The sequence below is a fragment of the Devosia sp. genome (genome assembly GCF_017307495.1).
Taxonomy (GTDB): Bacteria; Pseudomonadota; Alphaproteobacteria; order Rhizobiales; family Devosiaceae; genus Devosia_A.
In genome coordinates this window covers 15,526-32,303 of the sequence record NZ_JAFKHE010000029.1, presented here as the reverse complement: position 1 = coordinate 32,303, position 16,778 = coordinate 15,526, and the positions used below count along the sequence as shown (strand labels likewise).

19 protein-coding genes are annotated in these 16,778 nt (G+C 65.7%); 1 reads left to right on the top strand and 18 read right to left on the bottom strand.

The features are described from left to right. Nucleotide 1: 1 nt before the first annotated feature. The 15 genes from J0I99_RS18220 to J0I99_RS18150 form a co-directional block, all read right to left on the bottom strand. On the bottom strand, nt 2-349 hold the full coding sequence (locus J0I99_RS18220) for a DUF736 domain-containing protein (protein WP_291398955.1): 348 nt from the start codon (nt 347-349) through the stop codon (nt 2-4). 68 nt (nt 350-417) lie between these two features. Next, nucleotides 418-963 (bottom strand): S26 family signal peptidase, encoded by a 546-nt coding sequence (locus J0I99_RS18215; RefSeq protein WP_291398906.1) that lies wholly within the window; start codon nt 961-963, stop codon nt 418-420. After that, the gene (locus tag J0I99_RS18210) at nt 960-1,481 is read right to left on the bottom strand and encodes a DUF2840 domain-containing protein (protein ID WP_291398905.1); all 522 of its coding nucleotides are present in this window, start codon (nt 1,479-1,481) and stop codon (nt 960-962) included. Before J0I99_RS18210 ends, J0I99_RS18215 begins: the two co-directional genes overlap by 4 nt. Continuing rightward, entirely contained in the window at nt 1,478-1,729 is a 252-nt protein-coding gene (locus J0I99_RS18205; RefSeq protein WP_291398904.1) for a hypothetical protein, read from the bottom strand. The genes J0I99_RS18210 and J0I99_RS18205 overlap by 4 nt, the downstream gene beginning before the upstream one ends. Next, a complete protein-coding gene (locus J0I99_RS18200; RefSeq protein WP_291398903.1) occupies nt 1,726-2,469 on the bottom strand; it encodes a site-specific DNA-methyltransferase in 744 nt (247 codons plus the stop codon). Before J0I99_RS18200 ends, J0I99_RS18205 begins: the two co-directional genes overlap by 4 nt. Further along, complete coding sequence (gene parA / locus J0I99_RS18195; protein ID WP_291398902.1) at nt 2,466-3,119, bottom strand: ParA family partition ATPase; 654 nt, start codon at nt 3,117-3,119, stop codon at nt 2,466-2,468. Before parA ends, J0I99_RS18200 begins: the two co-directional genes overlap by 4 nt. Then, complete coding sequence (locus J0I99_RS18190) at nt 3,116-4,291, bottom strand: replication initiator protein A (protein ID WP_291398901.1); 1,176 nt, start codon at nt 4,289-4,291, stop codon at nt 3,116-3,118. The genes parA and J0I99_RS18190 overlap by 4 nt, the downstream gene beginning before the upstream one ends. Nucleotides 4,292-4,309: 18 nt before the next feature. Further along, entirely contained in the window at nt 4,310-4,591 is a 282-nt protein-coding gene (locus tag J0I99_RS18185; protein WP_029075224.1) for a helix-turn-helix domain-containing protein, read from the bottom strand. A gap of 143 nt (nt 4,592-4,734) precedes the next feature. Then, nucleotides 4,735-5,331: a DUF2285 domain-containing protein gene (locus J0I99_RS18180; RefSeq protein ID WP_291398900.1), complete on the bottom strand. Its 597-nt coding sequence runs from the start codon at nt 5,329-5,331 to the stop codon at nt 4,735-4,737. Next, complete coding sequence (locus J0I99_RS18175) at nt 5,273-5,497, bottom strand: DUF6499 domain-containing protein (RefSeq protein WP_291398899.1); 225 nt, start codon at nt 5,495-5,497, stop codon at nt 5,273-5,275. Before J0I99_RS18175 ends, J0I99_RS18180 begins: the two co-directional genes overlap by 59 nt. Before the next feature lie 127 nt (nt 5,498-5,624). After that, nucleotides 5,625-5,885 (bottom strand): DUF2285 domain-containing protein, encoded by a 261-nt coding sequence (locus tag J0I99_RS18170; protein WP_291398898.1) that lies wholly within the window; start codon nt 5,883-5,885, stop codon nt 5,625-5,627. Nucleotides 5,886-5,978: 93 nt separating this feature from the next. Next, a complete protein-coding gene (locus J0I99_RS18165) occupies nt 5,979-6,245 on the bottom strand; it encodes a hypothetical protein (protein WP_291398897.1) in 267 nt (88 codons plus the stop codon). Between the two features lie 247 nt (nt 6,246-6,492). Further along, the gene (locus tag J0I99_RS18160) at nt 6,493-6,657 is read right to left on the bottom strand and encodes a hypothetical protein (protein ID WP_291398896.1); all 165 of its coding nucleotides are present in this window, start codon (nt 6,655-6,657) and stop codon (nt 6,493-6,495) included. A 450-nt stretch (nt 6,658-7,107) separates the two neighbouring features. Further along, a complete protein-coding gene (locus J0I99_RS18155; RefSeq protein WP_291398895.1) occupies nt 7,108-7,509 on the bottom strand; it encodes a single-stranded DNA-binding protein in 402 nt (133 codons plus the stop codon). An 841-nt stretch (nt 7,510-8,350) separates the two neighbouring features. Then, on the bottom strand, nt 8,351-8,767 hold the full coding sequence (locus J0I99_RS18150) for a hypothetical protein (RefSeq protein ID WP_291398894.1): 417 nt from the start codon (nt 8,765-8,767) through the stop codon (nt 8,351-8,353). Between the two features lie 259 nt (nt 8,768-9,026). Between J0I99_RS18150 and J0I99_RS18145 the strand changes: the two genes are divergently transcribed. After that, on the top strand, nt 9,027-9,947 hold the full coding sequence (locus tag J0I99_RS18145; RefSeq protein ID WP_291398893.1) for a DUF6615 family protein: 921 nt from the start codon (nt 9,027-9,029) through the stop codon (nt 9,945-9,947). A gap of 15 nt (nt 9,948-9,962) precedes the next feature. Here the strand turns inward: J0I99_RS18145 and J0I99_RS18140 are convergent, their stop codons facing one another. From J0I99_RS18140 to J0I99_RS18130, 3 genes are all read right to left on the bottom strand, one after another. Further along, nucleotides 9,963-10,895, bottom strand: a complete 933-nt coding sequence (locus J0I99_RS18140; RefSeq protein ID WP_291398954.1) for a DUF2493 domain-containing protein — start codon at nt 10,893-10,895, stop codon at nt 9,963-9,965. 329 nt (nt 10,896-11,224) lie between these two features. Next, a complete protein-coding gene (locus J0I99_RS18135; RefSeq protein ID WP_291398892.1) occupies nt 11,225-12,286 on the bottom strand; it encodes a toprim domain-containing protein in 1,062 nt (353 codons plus the stop codon). After that, on the bottom strand, nt 12,287-16,627 hold the full coding sequence (locus J0I99_RS18130; RefSeq protein ID WP_291398891.1) for a strawberry notch-like NTP hydrolase domain-containing protein: 4,341 nt from the start codon (nt 16,625-16,627) through the stop codon (nt 12,287-12,289). Nucleotides 16,628-16,778 lie beyond the last annotated feature (151 nt).

Here is a 16,778-nt window from a genome sequence, read left to right as displayed (position 1 = left end):
GTCAGTCCTTCTCGGCGCGGTCGCGCGGACGCGACCAGTGCAGCGTCCAGTCTTTTCCGGCATCATCGTCACGGAACAGGTTGGCGCGGATCGGCTGCGGGAATGTCGGATCGTCGATCAGCAGCGCGACATACTCGCCGGCCTTCTCGCCGGTGCGCTTCCACCCCGCGCCGATCTCGGCGGTGGTCTCGTTGCTCATGGCATCGAAGACGTGAACGCGATAATCGGGCGCGTTTTCGGCGTCTGACGGCTCGGCCGGAACGATGATGATGTCCTGAACGAGCAGCAGCGTAAGAAGATTGCCGATGAAGCCGGTCTCTTCGCGCGTAAATTCACCAATCTGAGGCATGATTGCTTCCTTTGCGGTGACGTTGGGAAAGCCATCGGCGGGCACCGCTCCCGCCGTTGGCGAGGCGTTCACCGGGTCGGGGCACGCCATTCAAAGCGGCCGGTTCCGTCTTCGTCGGTCCACAGCGGGACCGCGTGGCCGATGACCCGGTCGGTGGAGGTCAGGGCGAAGTAGCGACCGTCGAGGCTGTCGCGGACCTGCCAGTTCATGAGGAAGACTTCGCCGGTATGGATGCGGCGGCAGCCCCGCCAGGCGGGCAGTTCCCGGCCGATGCGGTCGCGCTCCAGTGCCGTGCCCATCTCGATCCCGTCCACAGTGATCGTGCGGCCGGAGCGGCAAACGGTCTGCCCGGAAACGCCGAGAACGCGCTTCAGCAGCGGTACGCCGTTGGGCAGATAGCCGCGCTCGGCCATGAAGGCGGCGAGCGGTTCGGGTGCGTCGACCGCGACAAGATCAGTCACGTCGAACGGCCCGTCGAAGTCGATCGTGTAGAGGCCGATGGGCGCGCTGGCCGAGGCGTTCCACATGATCTTGATCGGCATTGGCGTGAGCGCCGGATAGCCGATGCCCATCGTGGCGAGCGCCATGACGAGGATGAGGCCGGCGCGCGTCATGGCTGGACCTTCCTGCGTAGGAGGAAGGCGCGATGCTGTTCGAGAGTATAGGCGCGTGGGCGTTGAGCGGCGGCCATCCGGTTGTGGACGTGCCGCCAGTGTTCCGGCGAAACGGCGTCCGCTTCGATGCCGATCGCCTCGATCGCATCGACGTGGTGCAGCACGTCCTCGACCTTCGGCCAGCCCTCGATCTTCAGCAGGATTTCGCCGCCCGGCCGCACGAAGGGCAGCGTCTGATAAGCCTCGCCCGGTTCGACCGCGCGCACGATGTCGATGCGCGAGATGATCGTGCCGAAGTCGTTCGCCGCCCATCGGACGAAGGCGAAGACGGTGTTCGGCCGGAAAGAGAGAATGCGCTGGCGACGGTCGATGATCTGTTCGTTCGCCGGCTGGCCGAACCTGATCCAGTATTCGATCTTCTTCTCGATCCACGTCAGTTCGACGCGGACCATGCGATCATGGGAGAGCGCGGACGGCATCGGGCCGCCGCGCACGCGGGGGGCCGCGGCGCCGGTCATGTGGGGTCTCCTGGGGTCGGGGGAAATTCGCGCGAGAGCAGCTCGCGTAGCATCTCGGCGACGGTGACGCCGCGCCCGAAGGCCGCGATCTTGATCCGGCCGCGCAGCTCGGGCGTCACGTCAATGGTGAGACGCGCCGTGTAGGCGGTGGCTTCGGATGCGCGCGGCGGGCTCTCGGCCGTCCTGATCCATTGCTCGGGATCGGCGGGGCGCCTGGCGAAGCCGCGCTTTTCGACGCGGGCCGTCATGACGCGCCTGCGTCATCGAAGGGCAAAAGCGAGGCGAGCCGTGAACGGGCGCGCGCGGCCATGTCGGGATCGATCTCGCAGCCGATATAGCGGCGGCCGGACAGCCGGCAGGCTTCGCCGGCCGCGCCGGACCCTGCGAACCAGTCGCCGAGCAACCCGCCTTCCGGGCAGCTCGTGCGGATCAGGATTTCGAGCAGCACGGACGGCTTTTCGGTCGGGTGGATCGCGCGGCCGTGGCAATTGCGCAGGTAGATGACCGAACGCATGATGCGCGGCCCGCCGTCCTGGCTGACGTAATGGCCGGCGTCGATCTGGCCGGTATGGGGAGGACGCTGCTTGCGGCGGACTGTGCGCGCCGTCGCATCGGGCGTGGTCTGGACCTCGTTGTAGATGTCGCGCCAGGCCGTCTCGGCGGGGTAGAACTGCACGGCCAGCTCATGCACGCGCTTGAAGCGGTCGGCATGAAAGCTGGAGCCGTTCTGCTTCTCCCAGATGATCTCCTGTGCGATCCGCAATCCGGCATCCGCGAAACGGTCGGCGGTCGCCATGAAGCTGCGCAGCGAACCGAAGACCCAGATCGAGCCGGTGGGCTTGAGGGCGGCGCGCGCCAGCGCCAACCAGCCCTCGACGCGCCGATCCCAGGCGAGCGAGGTGTCGCCATAGGGCGGATCGGCGAGGATCATGTCGAACGGGCCGCGCGGCGGCATGAGTTCGCGGCAGTCGCCGGCAAGGACGATCATGATCCGTCCCTCCCGATGCGCAGCCGCCCGATCTCGGATGCGAGCGCGGCGATTTCGCGAGCGGCGGGCGAGCCACTGTCGATTTCCGAGGCCAGCCGCCCGGACTGCGCGGCGTCGGCGAAGACGATGCGCTGGCCGATGGTCGCGGCGAGCACCGGAGGATCGTGATCGGCCAGCGTCTCGGCCGTCTCGCGAGCGATGACGGTGCGCGCGGCGCAGCGATTGAGAACGAAGCGGGCGACGAGCTGCGGCCGGTAGATGCGCGCTTCCGACAGGAGCGAAAGCATCTCGGCCGAGGCCCAGCCGTCGAGCGGCGATGGCTGCACCGGGATCAGCACGAGGTCGGCGGCGAGCAATGCCGACCGCATGAGGCCCGCGACGCGCGGCGGGCCGTCGATGACGATGTGATCGGCATCGCGCGCCAGCTCGGGCGCTTCGCGGTGGAGCGTATCGCGCGCCAGGCCGACGACGCCGAACGCGCGCGGCAGGCCCTCACGGTTGCGCTGCTCGGACCAGTCGAGCGCCGAGCCCTGCGGGTCCGCATCGATCAGCGTGACACGCCTGCCGCGCCCGGCGAGTTCACCGGCGAGATGGAGCGCGAGCGTCGTCTTCCCGACCCCGCCTTTCTGATTGAGGAGCGCGACGATCATCGGCGTTCCCCCGGTGCATCAAGGGGAAGCCGGGGCGCTTCGGGATCGCCGACCTGGGCCGAGAGGACGTTGCCGGAAGCCCTTCGGGGACCGGACGGTGCGATCGGGACGCTCTTTTTCGCCGCTACGCTGAGGCTTCTGGCGGCGTCGCGGATGAGGTTCTCCACATCGCGCGCGCGCGCTTCAAGGTTAGATTCTTGGTTAGACTCTAAGTTAAGGGCGCGAATCCGCCTCCGATTTCCAGACGTTAAGGCCGGTTTGGGTTCCTGATAGCACGAGCCTCGGGTTCCCGATGGCACGATAGTCCGGGTTCCCGATAGCACGAGGCCGTCCACAGGTTTTCCACAGGCCGGGAGCGGCTCGAAAGCGAGCAGCGTGCGCCCGCCGATCTCCACCTCCAGCGACAGGACGTAGCCGGGCAGCGGCTGGCGCCGCACGATGTCGCGCAGCTCGAACGCGAAGCGTTTGAACGGCGACAGACTGCCGGATTTGACGTGGAGGTGGCGCAGATCGAAACGCCACCCGTCGCGCTGGCGGCCGCCGTGCTTACGCACGATGCGGTAGAGCCAGCGATCGAGGCCGCCGGTGAGATGGAAATAGGCCGGGTCGATGGTGAGGATAAGCGCTTCATCGAGGACGGCTTTGTAGAACCAGTCGGGGACGATCAGTTCGATGCCGTCCGGCCGCCCATGGCGGTCGGTGCGCTCCTGCCATTCGTTGATCCACGAAAAGCGGTGGCGGCGACCTTCGGCGGGCTGGCGGATCGATGTCGAGATAGTGGTCGATTGCAGCCGGTCCAGCGCCGCCTTGAGGCGCTGGTAGTCGCGCAGCGATGTGCCGCGTCCGACATAGGTGAGGATTTCATAGGGCGTCGCGGCCATCAGTCGGGACGTGCGAAGCCCGTTATCGCGAGCTTCGACGATCTGGCTGGCGGCCCAGATCAGGATGTCGGCGTCCCAGATCGTGGCCATGCCATGATCGGGAACGGCCTCGACGCGGATCGTGATGTCGCCCGCCGAAAAGTCGATCGGGGCGACGCGATGGGATTTGGAGAGGGAGAAGAAAGGATAGGCCATGAGATCCTGCGCATCTCGTGGCGCGAAGTCGCCGGGGAGCGCGCGAAACAGATCGAGCTGCCCACGCTCCGAAGGGTCACGACGCCGCACCACCATGAAAGGGACCGGCCACGATCAGCGTGCGTATCGGCCGGCGCTCTGGCCGGTCGGCAGCGTCTGGCGCTTTGCGGGAAGCACGGAGCCGCGCGGATCGGAGGTCGAGGTGACGGCGCCGCGTTCGGCCCAGGTTTCGAGATCGTCGACGGCATAGACGACGCGCCCGCCGAGCTTGCGGTAGGCCGGGCCGGTGCCGTAGGTCCGGTGTTTTTCGAGGGTGCGGGCGGACAGGCTGAGAAATTCAGCGGCTTCCTTGGTCCGCAGGTAGCGTGGCGGGAGCGCGGCGGTATCGGGTCGCATGGGGCGGGCCTCCGTGGGGTTGCTGGGGGCCGCTGGCGATCAGCGGCTGACAGCGACCACGGTGGCGGAGAACCGTCGGCGGGATGGATGGGGGACTTGAGGTGGCTAAAATCTCCACCCCGGACGCCATGGAAGCGCGGCGACTAGGAGCGGCGGCGATGGCGAAGAAGTTGCAGATAGCCGCCGTCAATGAGGGCAAGGCCGCCTTCGACGAAGGCGATGACGGCATCGCGCAGCGGCGATGTCTTCCAGGGCTCGGTATCGACGCGCGCCGCGCCATAGATTGCGATGGCGATCTCGCGATAGGTCGCGCCGTTCATATGACCGTCGGCGGCGCGGAGTTTGAGCCGGAAACGCCGCCGTTGCTCGGTGGTCATGCGCGTATCGCGCGGCGGTGGGCGGCCGAGCCAGATGCGCGCCATTCGAGACAGGGCGTCGATGCGATCGAAGACGTCGCCGTCGAACGGAACCAGCGCCGCGAGCTGGTCATCTGGAACCGTGCCGGAAAAGAAAAGAACCCGGATGTCGTGCTCGGAGATGGACGCATAGGCGCCTTCGGGAGCGTCACGCCCTACGGCAAACAGGTCGGAAGATGGCGCAGAGGCAGGAGGCAGAAACTCCGGTCGGCGCGTCAGCAGAAGAATGGCGCTATCGCATGAGGGCGACCACACGACGTCCTGGTCAAGCGCGGACAGGCCCGGCCTGGCGGCGAAATCGCAGCCCCCAGAGTCGTTCTGCATCTTTCGGAAGCGGTGCGGCCTCAGTGGCAGCGTTCACGAGACGGCTGTAGAGTTGCTGATAAGGAACGAATCGGCGAAGACATTCCCAGGCGAGATCTTCGACCTGCAAGCTATCGAAATAGTCGTAACGGCTGTCGTCCCGCCAGTCGCTTGTATCTGGCCTCATAGCGTCAACTCCTCGCAAATTACGCGCACAAGTCGAACGCCCAGTTTTCTTATTTCCTCATAGTTGGTGGAAGGCCGGGAGAGGACATTGCCTGATGCCGAAAGGGCATCGCACGGACATCGGCAGATCAGTGGTGGGACTGGCGCAGAAGGTGCCGATAGCCGGTGTGCGTCATCCAGCGGGCGCGAGCGAGATGGCTGTCATGGATGCGTCGACAGCGTTCGGGGTCGTGTGCCGGATCGAGACCGAACAGAATCTGCACCGCCTCTGTCCAATCGGCGCCATCGGCATCCGCGTCCAGCAAGCGCGCGTAGAGCTTGACGTGCGCCTTGTCGTAGGCGGTGAGTTCCTGCCCTGCGGGTGCGGTATCGTCGAATGTCTCGATCATGGAGCAGGCTCGATTACTATGCGGCTGCTGCATCTAAACCAAGTTTGGTCCAAAATGGAGCGAAGGCAAGCGTCGGCGGCTTCTGCCCGCCGATCAGCGCGCGGCGTCGGATGAATTGGGCTTATTTCCGCGATCATCGACCAGCAACACTCCTTGCCCTTTGTCGGTGGACAGGAAGACGATGCCGGCAGCTTCCAAAGCTCTGCGCACCTCATCGCGCGTTGTCTCGTACACATCGAGTCCGTTTGCGGATTCGAGGCGTTTGAGCGCGGTCAGCGCTATGCGGGCCCTGTCAGCGAGCGTCTCCTGTGTCCAACCCAGCAACGCGCGTGCGGCCCGTGATTGTCGGGCGGTGATCATACATGATCACCTCCCATTCAGACCTACGCGCACTCCAGAACTACGACCATTTTAGTCGCTCTTTCTTCCTTTTGCCAGCCCGAAGGTGCTGCGAGGATCCCGCGATGACGTGTTTCCGATGCAGCGATTCGCAGGGCCGGATGGCATCGGGAAGCCTGAGAGGCCGCTCCAGCCCCGCCGCGCGCCGGCGACCGCATTGGGCGGGCGGCGTCTGAAATAGATGGAGGGGCGGATGATCCGCCCCGTTTCATGCGAAGGGATCGATCTCGGAGACGATGGTGTCGTCGTCGCCGTCATATTCGGTGGCGGGCATCACGCTCATGGTGCCGTCGCCGGCGCGGAAGATGATGATGACGACCATCAGGGTGGAGGCGAGACTGGCGGCGTAGGCGTTGGCGGTTGCGAGGGTCATTGTCCGGCTCCCGATTTTGGCGGGGACCATTCCCCGCTCGACGGGCACCCGAAGTGTTTTGGGCTCGGCCGGGGTCATCGCGCAGGCGAAGACGAAGCGACCGCACGCTTTGCGTAGCGGACCCCATGAGGGTTGACCCTGGAAGGCCGGGACCGGAACCAAGGTTAAGCCACAAGAGCGGGGTGGTTTCCGTCTGCCGAAGCCGGTTGTCCCTGCATTGCCATTGCCGATGCTGCCCGGGCTCGCTGCCTGATGGTCGCGATCGTCCTCCGCCGTCCGTGAGCCGCGCGATGCCCGCCGCCGAATATATGCCTGGCGCACGCCAGCCCTTCCGATTCGATCGCATGAGACGGTGCGCAGCGGCCAAGGCCGTCGTGCGACGGCGCCGGCGATCCGGCGTGAACATGGGAAATCCCGGCGGCTTTCGCCGCCGGGGCTCCTGCCGTCCGGTCAGAACGGGATGTCGTCATCCGTGTCGTCCTGGTTGTTGCCGTTTTCGGTCTGCTTCGCCCGGCTCAGGAAATCGACGGTCTCGGCGATGATCTCGCAGCCGTAGCGGTCGTTGCCCTGCTGGTCGGTCCATTTGGTGTAGTGGATGCGGCCGCGAACCAGAACCTTCATGCCCTTTTCGCAATGCTCCTCGATCGTCTTGCCGAGGCCGTTGAAGGCGGTGATCCGGTGCCATTCGGTGTCTTGCACCCGGTAGCCCCTGTCGTCACGGACCACCTTGCCTTCCGAGTAGCGGGGGCGCGAGGTTGCGAGGGTGAAGTGGGTGATCTTGGTGCCGCCCTGGGTGGTGCGGGTTTCCGGGTCCTGGCCGATGTTGCCAGCGAGGATGACGATGTTCTGCATTGTAGGTCTCCGTTGCTTCTCGGAGGAACCATTCCCTCCGACGAGACCCGGCCAAGGCCGTCTGGAGACTCCTGCATCGCCGCTTCCGGCGGCGGCTTGACCCCCAAGGTCCGGGTGGAGCGGGCAGCCGCGCGCAGCGCGGCAACACGGCCGGAAACCGCGGGGGTTGCCGGAAGGAAACAGAACGGACTTAGGGGATCAGTCAGTCGGAGGGATTGGTGCTTCCGTAAGCCCGATGGAGACTGGAGCCAGAACAGCATCCTTGCTGGCGCCAGATGATGACAGGGCCAGACGCACCGCCCCGGAGGCTCACCGGCCACGTCCCAGTTCGCCTGCCGATCAGCGCTCTGGCTTCGCAGGCAAGCGAGGACTTCCGCGAGAATGAGACGCCTACCGGGTCAACGCGCCGATGGCCGGATCATCGTTCCAAGGAACGTGGCTCGACCCAGGGCATTGCAGCAAGGCATGAAGATGTTCGCGGCGCAGCTCTACGCACAGTCCCACGGACGGATCAGCCCGGCATCAATCGCCGTGCTCGCAGATCCGGCCCGATGCCGACGCACCGGGCCGGACGGGGCGACCGACACGGCAACGGCATGTCCAGCGAGGGCGATGACGCTCTGTACTTATTGGATGGCCGGAGGCTTGGTGGCGAAAGCTGCCGGGATGGACATGGGAATGATGGATCGCCGCCGCCCCATGTCAGCGCCCCGTGTCAGCGATTGAAGCCGAATGGCGGAAACGCGCCGCAGGCGTGGTTCCGGCGCAGCCGAAAGCGCGGCCCGAAGGGCGGCATCCTTTCTTTCAGGTCCATGCCGCCAGCATCACCGAAACGACACTATCAACGTGAAAGCGCAGCCGTTCCGACCGCATTGAGATTCAGCACCGCGGCGATGCCGATGACGATGCCACCGATCCCGCCGAGGATGTTGATGGCGATGGCCGAGTCGATCATGTGCTTGGTCACGCCATGAACCAGTGCGAAACCCGCGATGACGGCCGGAATGGCGAAGATGGCGAGTGCGATCAGGCGCAAGGCCGGGTTCTTGGCAAAGCCGAGGACGCCGATGACGAGCACGATGGAGCCCACGGCCGCACCGATGGCAGCAAGGGCGGAAAGCCAGAAGCCCGAGCCGGTCGCATAGACATATTGGAACGCGGTAATGCCCGTCATCACTGGCAGCGCATAGATGGCGAGATGCCAAGCGATCACGCAGAAGGTGATGGTGAGCGAGATGGCGAGAAGGATCAGCGTCATGGAAACCTCCAGATAAAGGCATGAGGATCACGACAGGCTGCCGGGAGATACGCTCCGCCTGCGACTGTTCTGCTTCGCCGGTTCTTCGCAAAAGAGAAGACGCAGCTTTTCGGCGTTCGTCAAGCCAGCTTGGGGCATCGCATTTGCTGTAGAGACGCGTCAGGAAAATGCGAACAGGCAAGTAACGATCAATGGGACGGCGCTCCCGAACTGGCATCACCCCCGCTGGAATTCTATCAGTGTTCAAAAAGGGGGAATCATGCCGACGACAATGTGTGACCTCGCGTCCAAGCTGCCGCTTTTGATCGGCCAGCTTCTCGATCGCGAAAGCCATCTCAAGCGCGGGCGCTTTCGAGAGGAGACGATGACCGATATTTTCACGGGCGCTCTGGCCGCGTTTGCCGGCTCCAATCTCGTGATTCAATATCCGGTCGAAGTCGAAACCGGTGGCGACATCGATCTGCGCTTCTGGCACGCGGCGAGTGGCCGCAACCTGTTCGTCAGGATTCAGGCCAAGCGTCTGAATGCGGAAAGCGATGTCGCGAAAACGAAGCAGGTCAAGATCAAGAACCGCGCCTATAACGAGCTGCTGCACAAGCCGCCGAAGGCTCTGGATTACCAGTTCCGGACTCTGCGAGACGCGCCCGATCCGTGGATACCGCTCTATATGTTCTACAACCACCACAGCGTAACGCGCGATCCCGCCTTTGCAGGGACGACGCCGACCGTCCGGGGGATCAATCTGGCCTTTGCCTGTGACATCGCCGAAGAGCTGGAGCTGAAGCTGGCTTCAGCGCCTAAGAAAAGGCTGAATCACAAGCGGCTGAGTCATCTGCAGAAGCACTTTTTTGGGATCGAAGCGATCCTGTGCCCGCCTGGTAGCTGGAATGACGAAGGCGTTCCGCCGCCGGATTTTGTGCAGAAATCCCTGAGAGAGTTCTATCGTCAGGATGTGGCCAGCATCGAAGGCAAGGATGATCGGGATGCGGTCTTCCGTCGCCTCATGGAGCCGAGCGGCCTCGTCGTCCGCAGCGATGTCGCCCGCCGCTTGCCGGACGGTCCGTCGATCCGCGTCAGGCAACATGACGTGGACGTTCCGACGATCACTTTCATTTCGGGGCGAACGACGGATGATCGGACGCCCAACATCACCAACAATCCCGACGCTGCGCAAGGGTGAGGTGAATGGCGGCGCTCACGCGCCGCCGCCGTGCTTCATGACCGGGATGCCGAGCTTGCGGGCCTTGTCCGCGAGATTGTCCTGAATCCCGGTTCCGGGGAAGTGGATGACCCCGATCGGCATGGTGTCGAGCATCGCGTCGTTGCGCTTGAACGGCGCTGCCTTGGCGTGCTTGGTCCAGTCGGGCTTGAAGGGGATTTGCGTGACCTTGCGGTTGCTGGCCCATTTCGCGGCGATGAGTTCGGCGCCCTTCGGGCTTCCACCGTGCAGCAGCACCATGTCGGGGTGCTTAGCGTGAACCTGATCGAGCTTGGCCCAGATCAGGCGATGGTCGTTGTAGTCGAGACCACCGGTGAAGGCCACTTTCGGGCCGGGCGGCAGGAGCACCTCGTTCTCGGCGTGCTTCTTCGCGGCGAGGAAGTCGCGGCTGTCGATCATCGCGGCGGTCAGGTTGCGATGGTTGACCATGGAGCCCGTGCGTGGCCGCCAGACTGAGTGGGTGTGGCGCTCGAAGTGATCGCCGGCCTGGTCGCGCATCAGCTCGAAGGCGTCGCGCCGTTCGAGAAGGGTCTGCCCCTCTGCCGTCAGGCGCTCCAGTTCGACGGACTTCACCTCGGAGCCGTCCTGTTCCCTCTGGAGGCGGCGCTGCGCGACTTCGTTGTCGTCCAGCTCGCGTGCGATCCGGTCGCCGGCGCGCTGAAAGAGGTTGACCGTGCCCCAGAGCAGTTCTTCGAGGTCGGGTTCGAGGCGGGTGTCCGAGAGCGCCACCACGAGGGCGTCGAAGATGTCGGCGATGCTGCCGGCCACCACATTGCCCTCGGGGAGCGGCCGCGGGTCGGGTTCGTCCTCAAAGGGACGGTAGCCGTAGAGCGCCAGTTCCTGAAGGACGTGATCGGTCGGGGAAGATGCGTGGTGCGGTTCGTAGTCGGTGTCGTGGTGTTCGGTCATAGCGGTCTGCCTTCGGCTGGAAGCCGCGCCCATCGCGGCCTTCGTGGCGACGAAAGGCGGCGGGCGGGACGGACCTGCACCGGACGCGTAGCGGGAGGCCGGAACGCAGAGGAGGATGACGGGGGCCGGCGATTTTGCTTCGCGATGCAAAGCGTCCGCAGGACGCGGCGGAAAATCGTTGGCAACCGGCATTGCCTGTCCGGCACGACTGACGCCCCGATCGCCCTCTCAGAAGGCCGTGGGTGTGGCCTCCCCGCGCCGGAGGTAGACCGCTATGGCCGAACCGGCCCCGCGATACAGCGTTGCCGCTACCACCTGACCGTGACCGATCAGGCCGCCAGCAACATGAAGCGGGCTATGTCCTGCGAGACGATCTGGTCGCGCAGCCGTGCCGCCAATGCGTCGTGGCCGAGCAGCCTGAGATCTTCGTTGAAGTCGCCGAGCCGTGGCGTGAGCACGACCGCCTCGATCCCGACCGCGCTCGCACGCTCTGTCAAGGTCGCCATCGCGCCGTCGCCGGCTGGATCGTTGTCGCGGGCGATATAGAGTCGCCGCAGCGTCGTCGGGAACAGGATGGCGCTGAGATGGGCCGCCGAGAGCGCCGCCTGTGCCGGCATCATGGGCAGAACCGAGCGGACGGACAGCACCGTTTCGATGCCTTCGCCGGCCGTCATCACCTCGCTGCCCACGCCGAATCGGACGGCGTTCCCAAGGAGATCACCCATCGCACGCCGGGGCGTCTCGATCGGCGCACGGCCAAGACGCGCCTCGCTGAAGCCGTCGGGATCGAGCCAGGTGCGGTGCGCGCCCGTAATCGTGCCGGCGGGGTCGGTGACGGCGGCGACCATTGCCGGCCATGTCTCGGTCGGAGCGTTCTCGTCGGCCCGATAGTAGCAGCGGGGGTGGAAGCGCAGGCTTGCGGTTTCGTGCAAAGCCGTAATGGCGCGGTTCCGCAAATACGTTTCCACGAGCGTCTGCCCGACGGGCTTCGCCATGGCAAGGAGCCGCCGTGAGGCTTCGGGCGATCCTGTCGGGACCGATGCCGGGCGTCCGTCACGATCACCGGGTTCGGGTTCAGGATGCGGCAAGGCCAGGAAGGACCGGGCCTCGTCTGCAATGTCCTTGAAGTCGATCAGCCCGCAGCTTTCGCGGATGACGTCGAGAAGATCGCCATGTTCGCCGGTGGCGGAATCGGTCCATTTGCCGGCTGCGCCCTTACCGGTTTCCGGCCCGGTCAACCGAACGAACATCGACCGGCCCGGTGTGTTGCGGACATCGCCGACCTGCCAGTATCGCCCGGCGCGATGGCCGGACGACAGATAATGACGGCAAACCGCCTCGGCCTGCCGGCCGAGACGGATTGCGAGTTCGCCAGCGTCGAAGCGGGCCATTTACGCCGCCTCCCGTTCGCCGATGCGCTCGACCGGCCAGCGTTCGAGCAGCTTTACGAGCACGATTGGCCCATTGGCGTCGACCGGCACGAACATCCTGAGCTTCCACGAGATGATTTCGTGGAACAGGCCATAGGCCGACAGCCGCTCGCGCATGGTGTCGGTGAAGCCCGAGAGTTCGATGCGGTTCGCACCCATGACACGAGCGCGTCGAAGCTGAAGGCCCTCGGCGAGATCGAGGATCGTGCGGCCGTCCATCAGCGCCATGAAGGCGTCATCAGGCGTGAGCGTCGTCGTGCTGGTCGTGGTCGCATTGGCGGCCCAGGCCGGAGAGACCTTGCGGCCGATGATGCGTTCGCCGTCATCGGTCTGGAGGCGATACACCCGCGTCGATTCATTCGGCAGGCTCTTCCAGATCGGCAGCAGCAGGCCGGTGACGACATGGATCGTGCTGTCGGCAAACTCCGGCACCTCCGCGATCTCAGCGGTCCAGGCGGCGGCGAAAGCATCGTGATCGGCCTCGATCCAGTGGGTTTCGTCCATCGCGCGCACCGGCATGTTGTGCGCTTCCATCGGTCGCAGGAGACGCACCCGCCGTTCGATCTCGCCATCGTCGAGCATGATGCTCGTCGTCGGTACCTGCACGGCGGCGCGGCCCGAACGCTCGTTGACGAGGAGCTTCGCGCGCCGGTCAGCGAGGTGGCCGAGAGCGGCGGCGAGCGTCAGCGGACGATTGCGCTCGCGCTGCGTGATGGCGAGCAACCGCGTCTCGGCGCCGGTGCCCGGATGGACATAGATTGTCTTGCGGTCGGTGACGATGAACCGTTCGGCGGTCAGCGTCTCCAGCCCTGCGTCATAGGTGCCGCTGGCGATGGCGCCCTCGATGCGCGCCGTCAGCAATTGCTCGAAGGCGGTGAAGAGGACGCCCTGAAGCTCGATCGTCAGCGCCAGCAGGCGATTGAGAAAGGTGGTGATCGGCGGCAGCTCGTCCTTGATGCCGGTCGAATCCATCAGCTTCAGGCCGGTAGCGGACTCGAAGCGGTCGAGCGAGCAGCCCTCGACCTTGCCGCGCACCAGCAGCATGTAGAGCTGGCGCAGCGCATCGCGCGCATAGGGGCTTTCCAGATTGTCCTCCGGGCGGAACAGACCTTGCCCGCCCGTCTGGCGCTGCCCGCGCGTGATCGCGCCGAGCGTGTCGAGGCGACGGGCGATGGTCGAGAGGAAACGCTTCTCGGCCTTCACGTCCGTCGCGATCGGGCGGAATAGCGGCGGCTGCGCCTGGTTGGTCCTGTGCGTGCGGCCGAGGCCCTGGATGGCGGCGTCGGCTTTCCAACCGGGTTCGAGCAGGTAGTGAACGCGCAGGCGCGTGTTCCGCGCCGAGAGTTCGGCATGGTAAGAGCGCCCCGTCCCGCCAGCGTCGGAGAAGATCAGGACGCGCTTGGCGTCGTCCATGAACGCCTGCGTCTCAGCGAGATTGGCCGAGGTTGCGCGGTTCTCGACCACGAGCCGCTGGCCTTTCCTGACGATCCGGCGCGAGCGGCCCGTCACCTCGGCCACCATGTCGGTGCCAAAGTGCTGGACGATCTGGTCGAGCGCGCCGGGAACGGCCGGCAGGCTCGCCAGCTTCTCGATCAGCTCGGTGCGGCGGGCGACGGCTTCACGGCTCTCGACCGGCTGGCCGTCACGCATGACCGGGCGGGACGAGACCTTGCCGTCGCTGTCGGTGAAGGGCTCGTAGAGCTGAACGGGGAAGCTGGTTTCGAGGTAGGACAGGACATATTCGCGCGGCGTGATGTCCGCCCGAATATCGTTCCATTCCTCGGTCGGGATGTCCGCCAGACGCCGTTCGGTCAGCGCCTCGCCGGTCGAGACGATCTGGATGACGGCGGAATGGCCGTCTTCGAGATCGGCTGTGATCGACCGGATCAGCGTCGGCGTTTTCATGCTGGTGAGCAGATGGCCGAAGAAACGCTGCTTGGCGGACTCGAAGGCCGAGCGGGCGGCGGACTTGGCCTGCTTGTTCAGCGTGCCGGACGATCCGGTGATGTTGGCGGCCTCCATCGCCGCGTCGAGATTGTTGTGAATGATGGCGAAAGCGCCGGCATAGGTGTCGTAGATGCGGGTCTGCTCCGGCGTCAGCGCGTGCTCGACGAGCTCGTATTCCACACCGTCGAAGGAGAGCGAGCGGGCGGTGTAGAGGCCGAGCGCGCGCAGGTCGCGAGCCAGCACTTCCATTGCCGCGACGCCGCCGGCCTCGATCGCCTCGACAAATTCGGCCCTGGTCGAGAACGGGAAATCCTCGCCGCCCCAGAGGCCGAGCCGCTGGGCATAGGCGAGATTGTGGACGGAGGTGGCGCCGGTCGCCGAGACATAGGTGATGCGGGCGTTCGGGAGCGCGTGCTGGAGGCGAAGCCCGGCGCGGCCCTGTTGCGAGGCGGCGACATCACCCCGTTCACCCTTGCCACCGGCGGCATTCTGCATCGCGTGCGCCTCGTCGAAAATGATGGCTCCATCGAAATCGGAGCCCAACCATTCAACGATCTGCTTGACGCGCGATAGCTTCTCGCCGCGGTCGTCGGAGCGCAGCGTGGCGTAGGTTGTAAATAGGACGCTTTCGGGCAGCGTGATCGGCCGTCCTTGCGGGAAGCGGGACAGAGGCGTGACCAGCAGGCGTTCCATGCCGAGCGCGGACCAGTCGCGTTGCGCATCCTCCAGCAGCTTGTCGGATTTGGAAATCCACACCGCCTTGCGCCGGCCTTGCAGCCAATTGTCGAGGATGATCGCGGCGGACTGGCGGCCTTTGCCGACGCCCGTGCCATCCCCGATGAAGAAGCCGCGCCGGAAGCGCACGGCCTTCTCGGCATCGTCACGCGCGGCGGAAACGAGATCGAACGTCTCGTCCACGGTCCATGCGCCAGCGAGATAGTTCGAATGGGCTTCGCCCGCATAGACCAGCGTTTCGAGCTGGGCGTCCGACAGAAGTTCGCGGATGTTTTCGGGGAGTTGCGGGCGATAGCTGGGCTTCGGCGGCGCGACGCTCGCCATCGCCGCCGACTGCACGAGCTTGGTCGGATGAGCCTGAGAGCCGGAGATACGGATCGCCTGCAATCCGTATTCTTCGTAGATGGCGTCGGAGATGCGGCTATCATCGTCGGCCCCGGCTTCGGTCTCGGCCAGCGCGTCGACGATCTCATAGTCGAGCGCGACGCCTTCAGGCTCGGCCATAGGTGCTGCGGGCGCGGTCCTGTCGGCGCGATTGAGATAGCCGCTCACGCTGCGCGCGGCGGCGGGCCCAGCGGCCGGAACGATGACGGACGGATCGATCGGCAGGCGCGGCGGAAGATACGCGCCGATCCACTCTATGAGCGTGGCGGCGTCCCGCGCGGTCCCCGGCGAGGCTGGAAAATCCGTGGGATCGTCGGCGGGCAGCTTGTCGATGACGGTAAGCCGCGTGGCGAAGGTCGTGCCATGCTTGGCATAGACCGCGCCGTCGATCCCGGCGGAGAACACGATCCGGCCGCGCTCCTGCAGGCGGGCGAAGGCGGCGGTCCAGGCCGGGGCTTCCGGGCCGAAGTTCGCGCCGGTGATCGTGACGAGACGCCCGCCGGGCGCCAGGCGCGCGAGCGCCGAGGCGACATGGCGGAACGCGGCGTCGGCCACGCGGCCCTCGACATGAACCATGGCCGAGAACGGCGGGTTCATCAGCACGACGGAGGGCACGGCGGCGGCGTCGAGATGATCGTCGATCTGGGCCGCGTCGAAGCGGGTCACGAGAATGGCCGGAAAGAGAGAGGAGAGCAGCGCGGCGCGCGTGTCGGCCAACTCGTTCAGCACGAGCGAGCCGCCGGCGATCTCGGCGAGGATCGCCAGCAGCCCGGTCCCGGCCGAGGGCTCCAGCACACGGTCGGCGGGCGTGATCGCGGCCGCGGTCGCGGCGACCAGGCCGAGTGGGATCGGCGTCGAAAATTGCTGGAGGGCCTGGCTTTCCTGCGAACGGCGGGTGTGCGTCGGCAGAAGTCCGACGATCTTGCCGAGCAGCGGGAGTGCCGCGACCGGAGAACCGGCTTTGCGGAAAAGCGCCTTTCCGTATTTGCGCAGGAAGAGGACGGTTGCGACCTCGCACGCCTCGTAGGCGGTTTTCCAGTCCCATAGGCCGGTGGCGTCGGAACCGCCGAAGGCCGCCTCCATCGCGCCGCGCAGGGCAGCGGCATCAACACGCGCACCGCGTTCGAGGTGCGGCAGGATGAGCAGGGCAGCCGCGCGGACGGCGGCGGCGGAATTGCCGGATGCGGCGAGCGGCGTCGCCGGCAGCGTATCGGCAAGGGGAAGCAGAGCGTTCATCGTGGAAGTCCTCGGGAGAGCGGAAACAGGCAAGCCCGCCGACGCTCTCTCTCGGACCGGACGGGCTCGAACCCGTCCCGGCCACTCTCTCCCTCTCAAACCGTGGCCATAGCCGACATGAAACAAGCGCCCGGCCGTACGGCCGGGCGCT

Bases quoted from the DNA above. Each gene is read 5' to 3' on its own strand.
- J0I99_RS18140 (WP_291398954.1), bottom strand. From the start codon at position 10,895: ATGACCGAACACCACGACACCGACTACGAACCGCACCACGCATCTTCC.
- parA (WP_291398902.1), bottom strand. From the start codon at position 3,119: ATGATCGTCGCGCTCCTCAATCAGAAAGGCGGGGTCGGGAAGACGACG.
- J0I99_RS18150 (WP_291398894.1), bottom strand. From the start codon at position 8,767: ATGACGCTGATCCTTCTCGCCATCTCGCTCACCATCACCTTCTGCGTG.
- J0I99_RS18200 (WP_291398903.1), bottom strand. From the start codon at position 2,469: ATGATCGTCCTTGCCGGCGACTGCCGCGAACTCATGCCGCCGCGCGGC.
- J0I99_RS18185 (WP_029075224.1), bottom strand. From the start codon at position 4,591: ATGCGACCCGATACCGCCGCGCTCCCGCCACGCTACCTGCGGACCAAG.
- J0I99_RS18205 (WP_291398904.1), bottom strand. From the start codon at position 1,729: ATGACGGCCCGCGTCGAAAAGCGCGGCTTCGCCAGGCGCCCCGCCGAT.
- J0I99_RS18180 (WP_291398900.1), bottom strand. From the start codon at position 5,331: ATGCAGAACGACTCTGGGGGCTGCGATTTCGCCGCCAGGCCGGGCCTG.
- J0I99_RS18160 (WP_291398896.1), bottom strand. From the start codon at position 6,657: ATGACCCTCGCAACCGCCAACGCCTACGCCGCCAGTCTCGCCTCCACC.
- J0I99_RS18220 (WP_291398955.1), bottom strand. From the start codon at position 349: ATGCCTCAGATTGGTGAATTTACGCGCGAAGAGACCGGCTTCATCGGC.
- J0I99_RS18130 (WP_291398891.1), bottom strand. From the start codon at position 16,627: ATGAACGCTCTGCTTCCCCTTGCCGATACGCTGCCGGCGACGCCGCTC.
- J0I99_RS18210 (WP_291398905.1), bottom strand. From the start codon at position 1,481: ATGACCGGCGCCGCGGCCCCCCGCGTGCGCGGCGGCCCGATGCCGTCC.
- J0I99_RS18170 (WP_291398898.1), bottom strand. From the start codon at position 5,885: ATGATCGAGACATTCGACGATACCGCACCCGCAGGGCAGGAACTCACC.
- J0I99_RS18135 (WP_291398892.1), bottom strand. From the start codon at position 12,286: ATGGCCCGCTTCGACGCTGGCGAACTCGCAATCCGTCTCGGCCGGCAG.
- J0I99_RS18190 (WP_291398901.1), bottom strand. From the start codon at position 4,291: ATGGTGGTGCGGCGTCGTGACCCTTCGGAGCGTGGGCAGCTCGATCTG.
- J0I99_RS18145 (WP_291398893.1), top strand. From the start codon at position 9,027: ATGCCGACGACAATGTGTGACCTCGCGTCCAAGCTGCCGCTTTTGATC.
- J0I99_RS18155 (WP_291398895.1), bottom strand. From the start codon at position 7,509: ATGCAGAACATCGTCATCCTCGCTGGCAACATCGGCCAGGACCCGGAA.
- J0I99_RS18215 (WP_291398906.1), bottom strand. From the start codon at position 963: ATGACGCGCGCCGGCCTCATCCTCGTCATGGCGCTCGCCACGATGGGC.
- J0I99_RS18175 (WP_291398899.1), bottom strand. From the start codon at position 5,497: ATGAGGCCAGATACAAGCGACTGGCGGGACGACAGCCGTTACGACTAT.
- J0I99_RS18165 (WP_291398897.1), bottom strand. From the start codon at position 6,245: ATGATCACCGCCCGACAATCACGGGCCGCACGCGCGTTGCTGGGTTGG.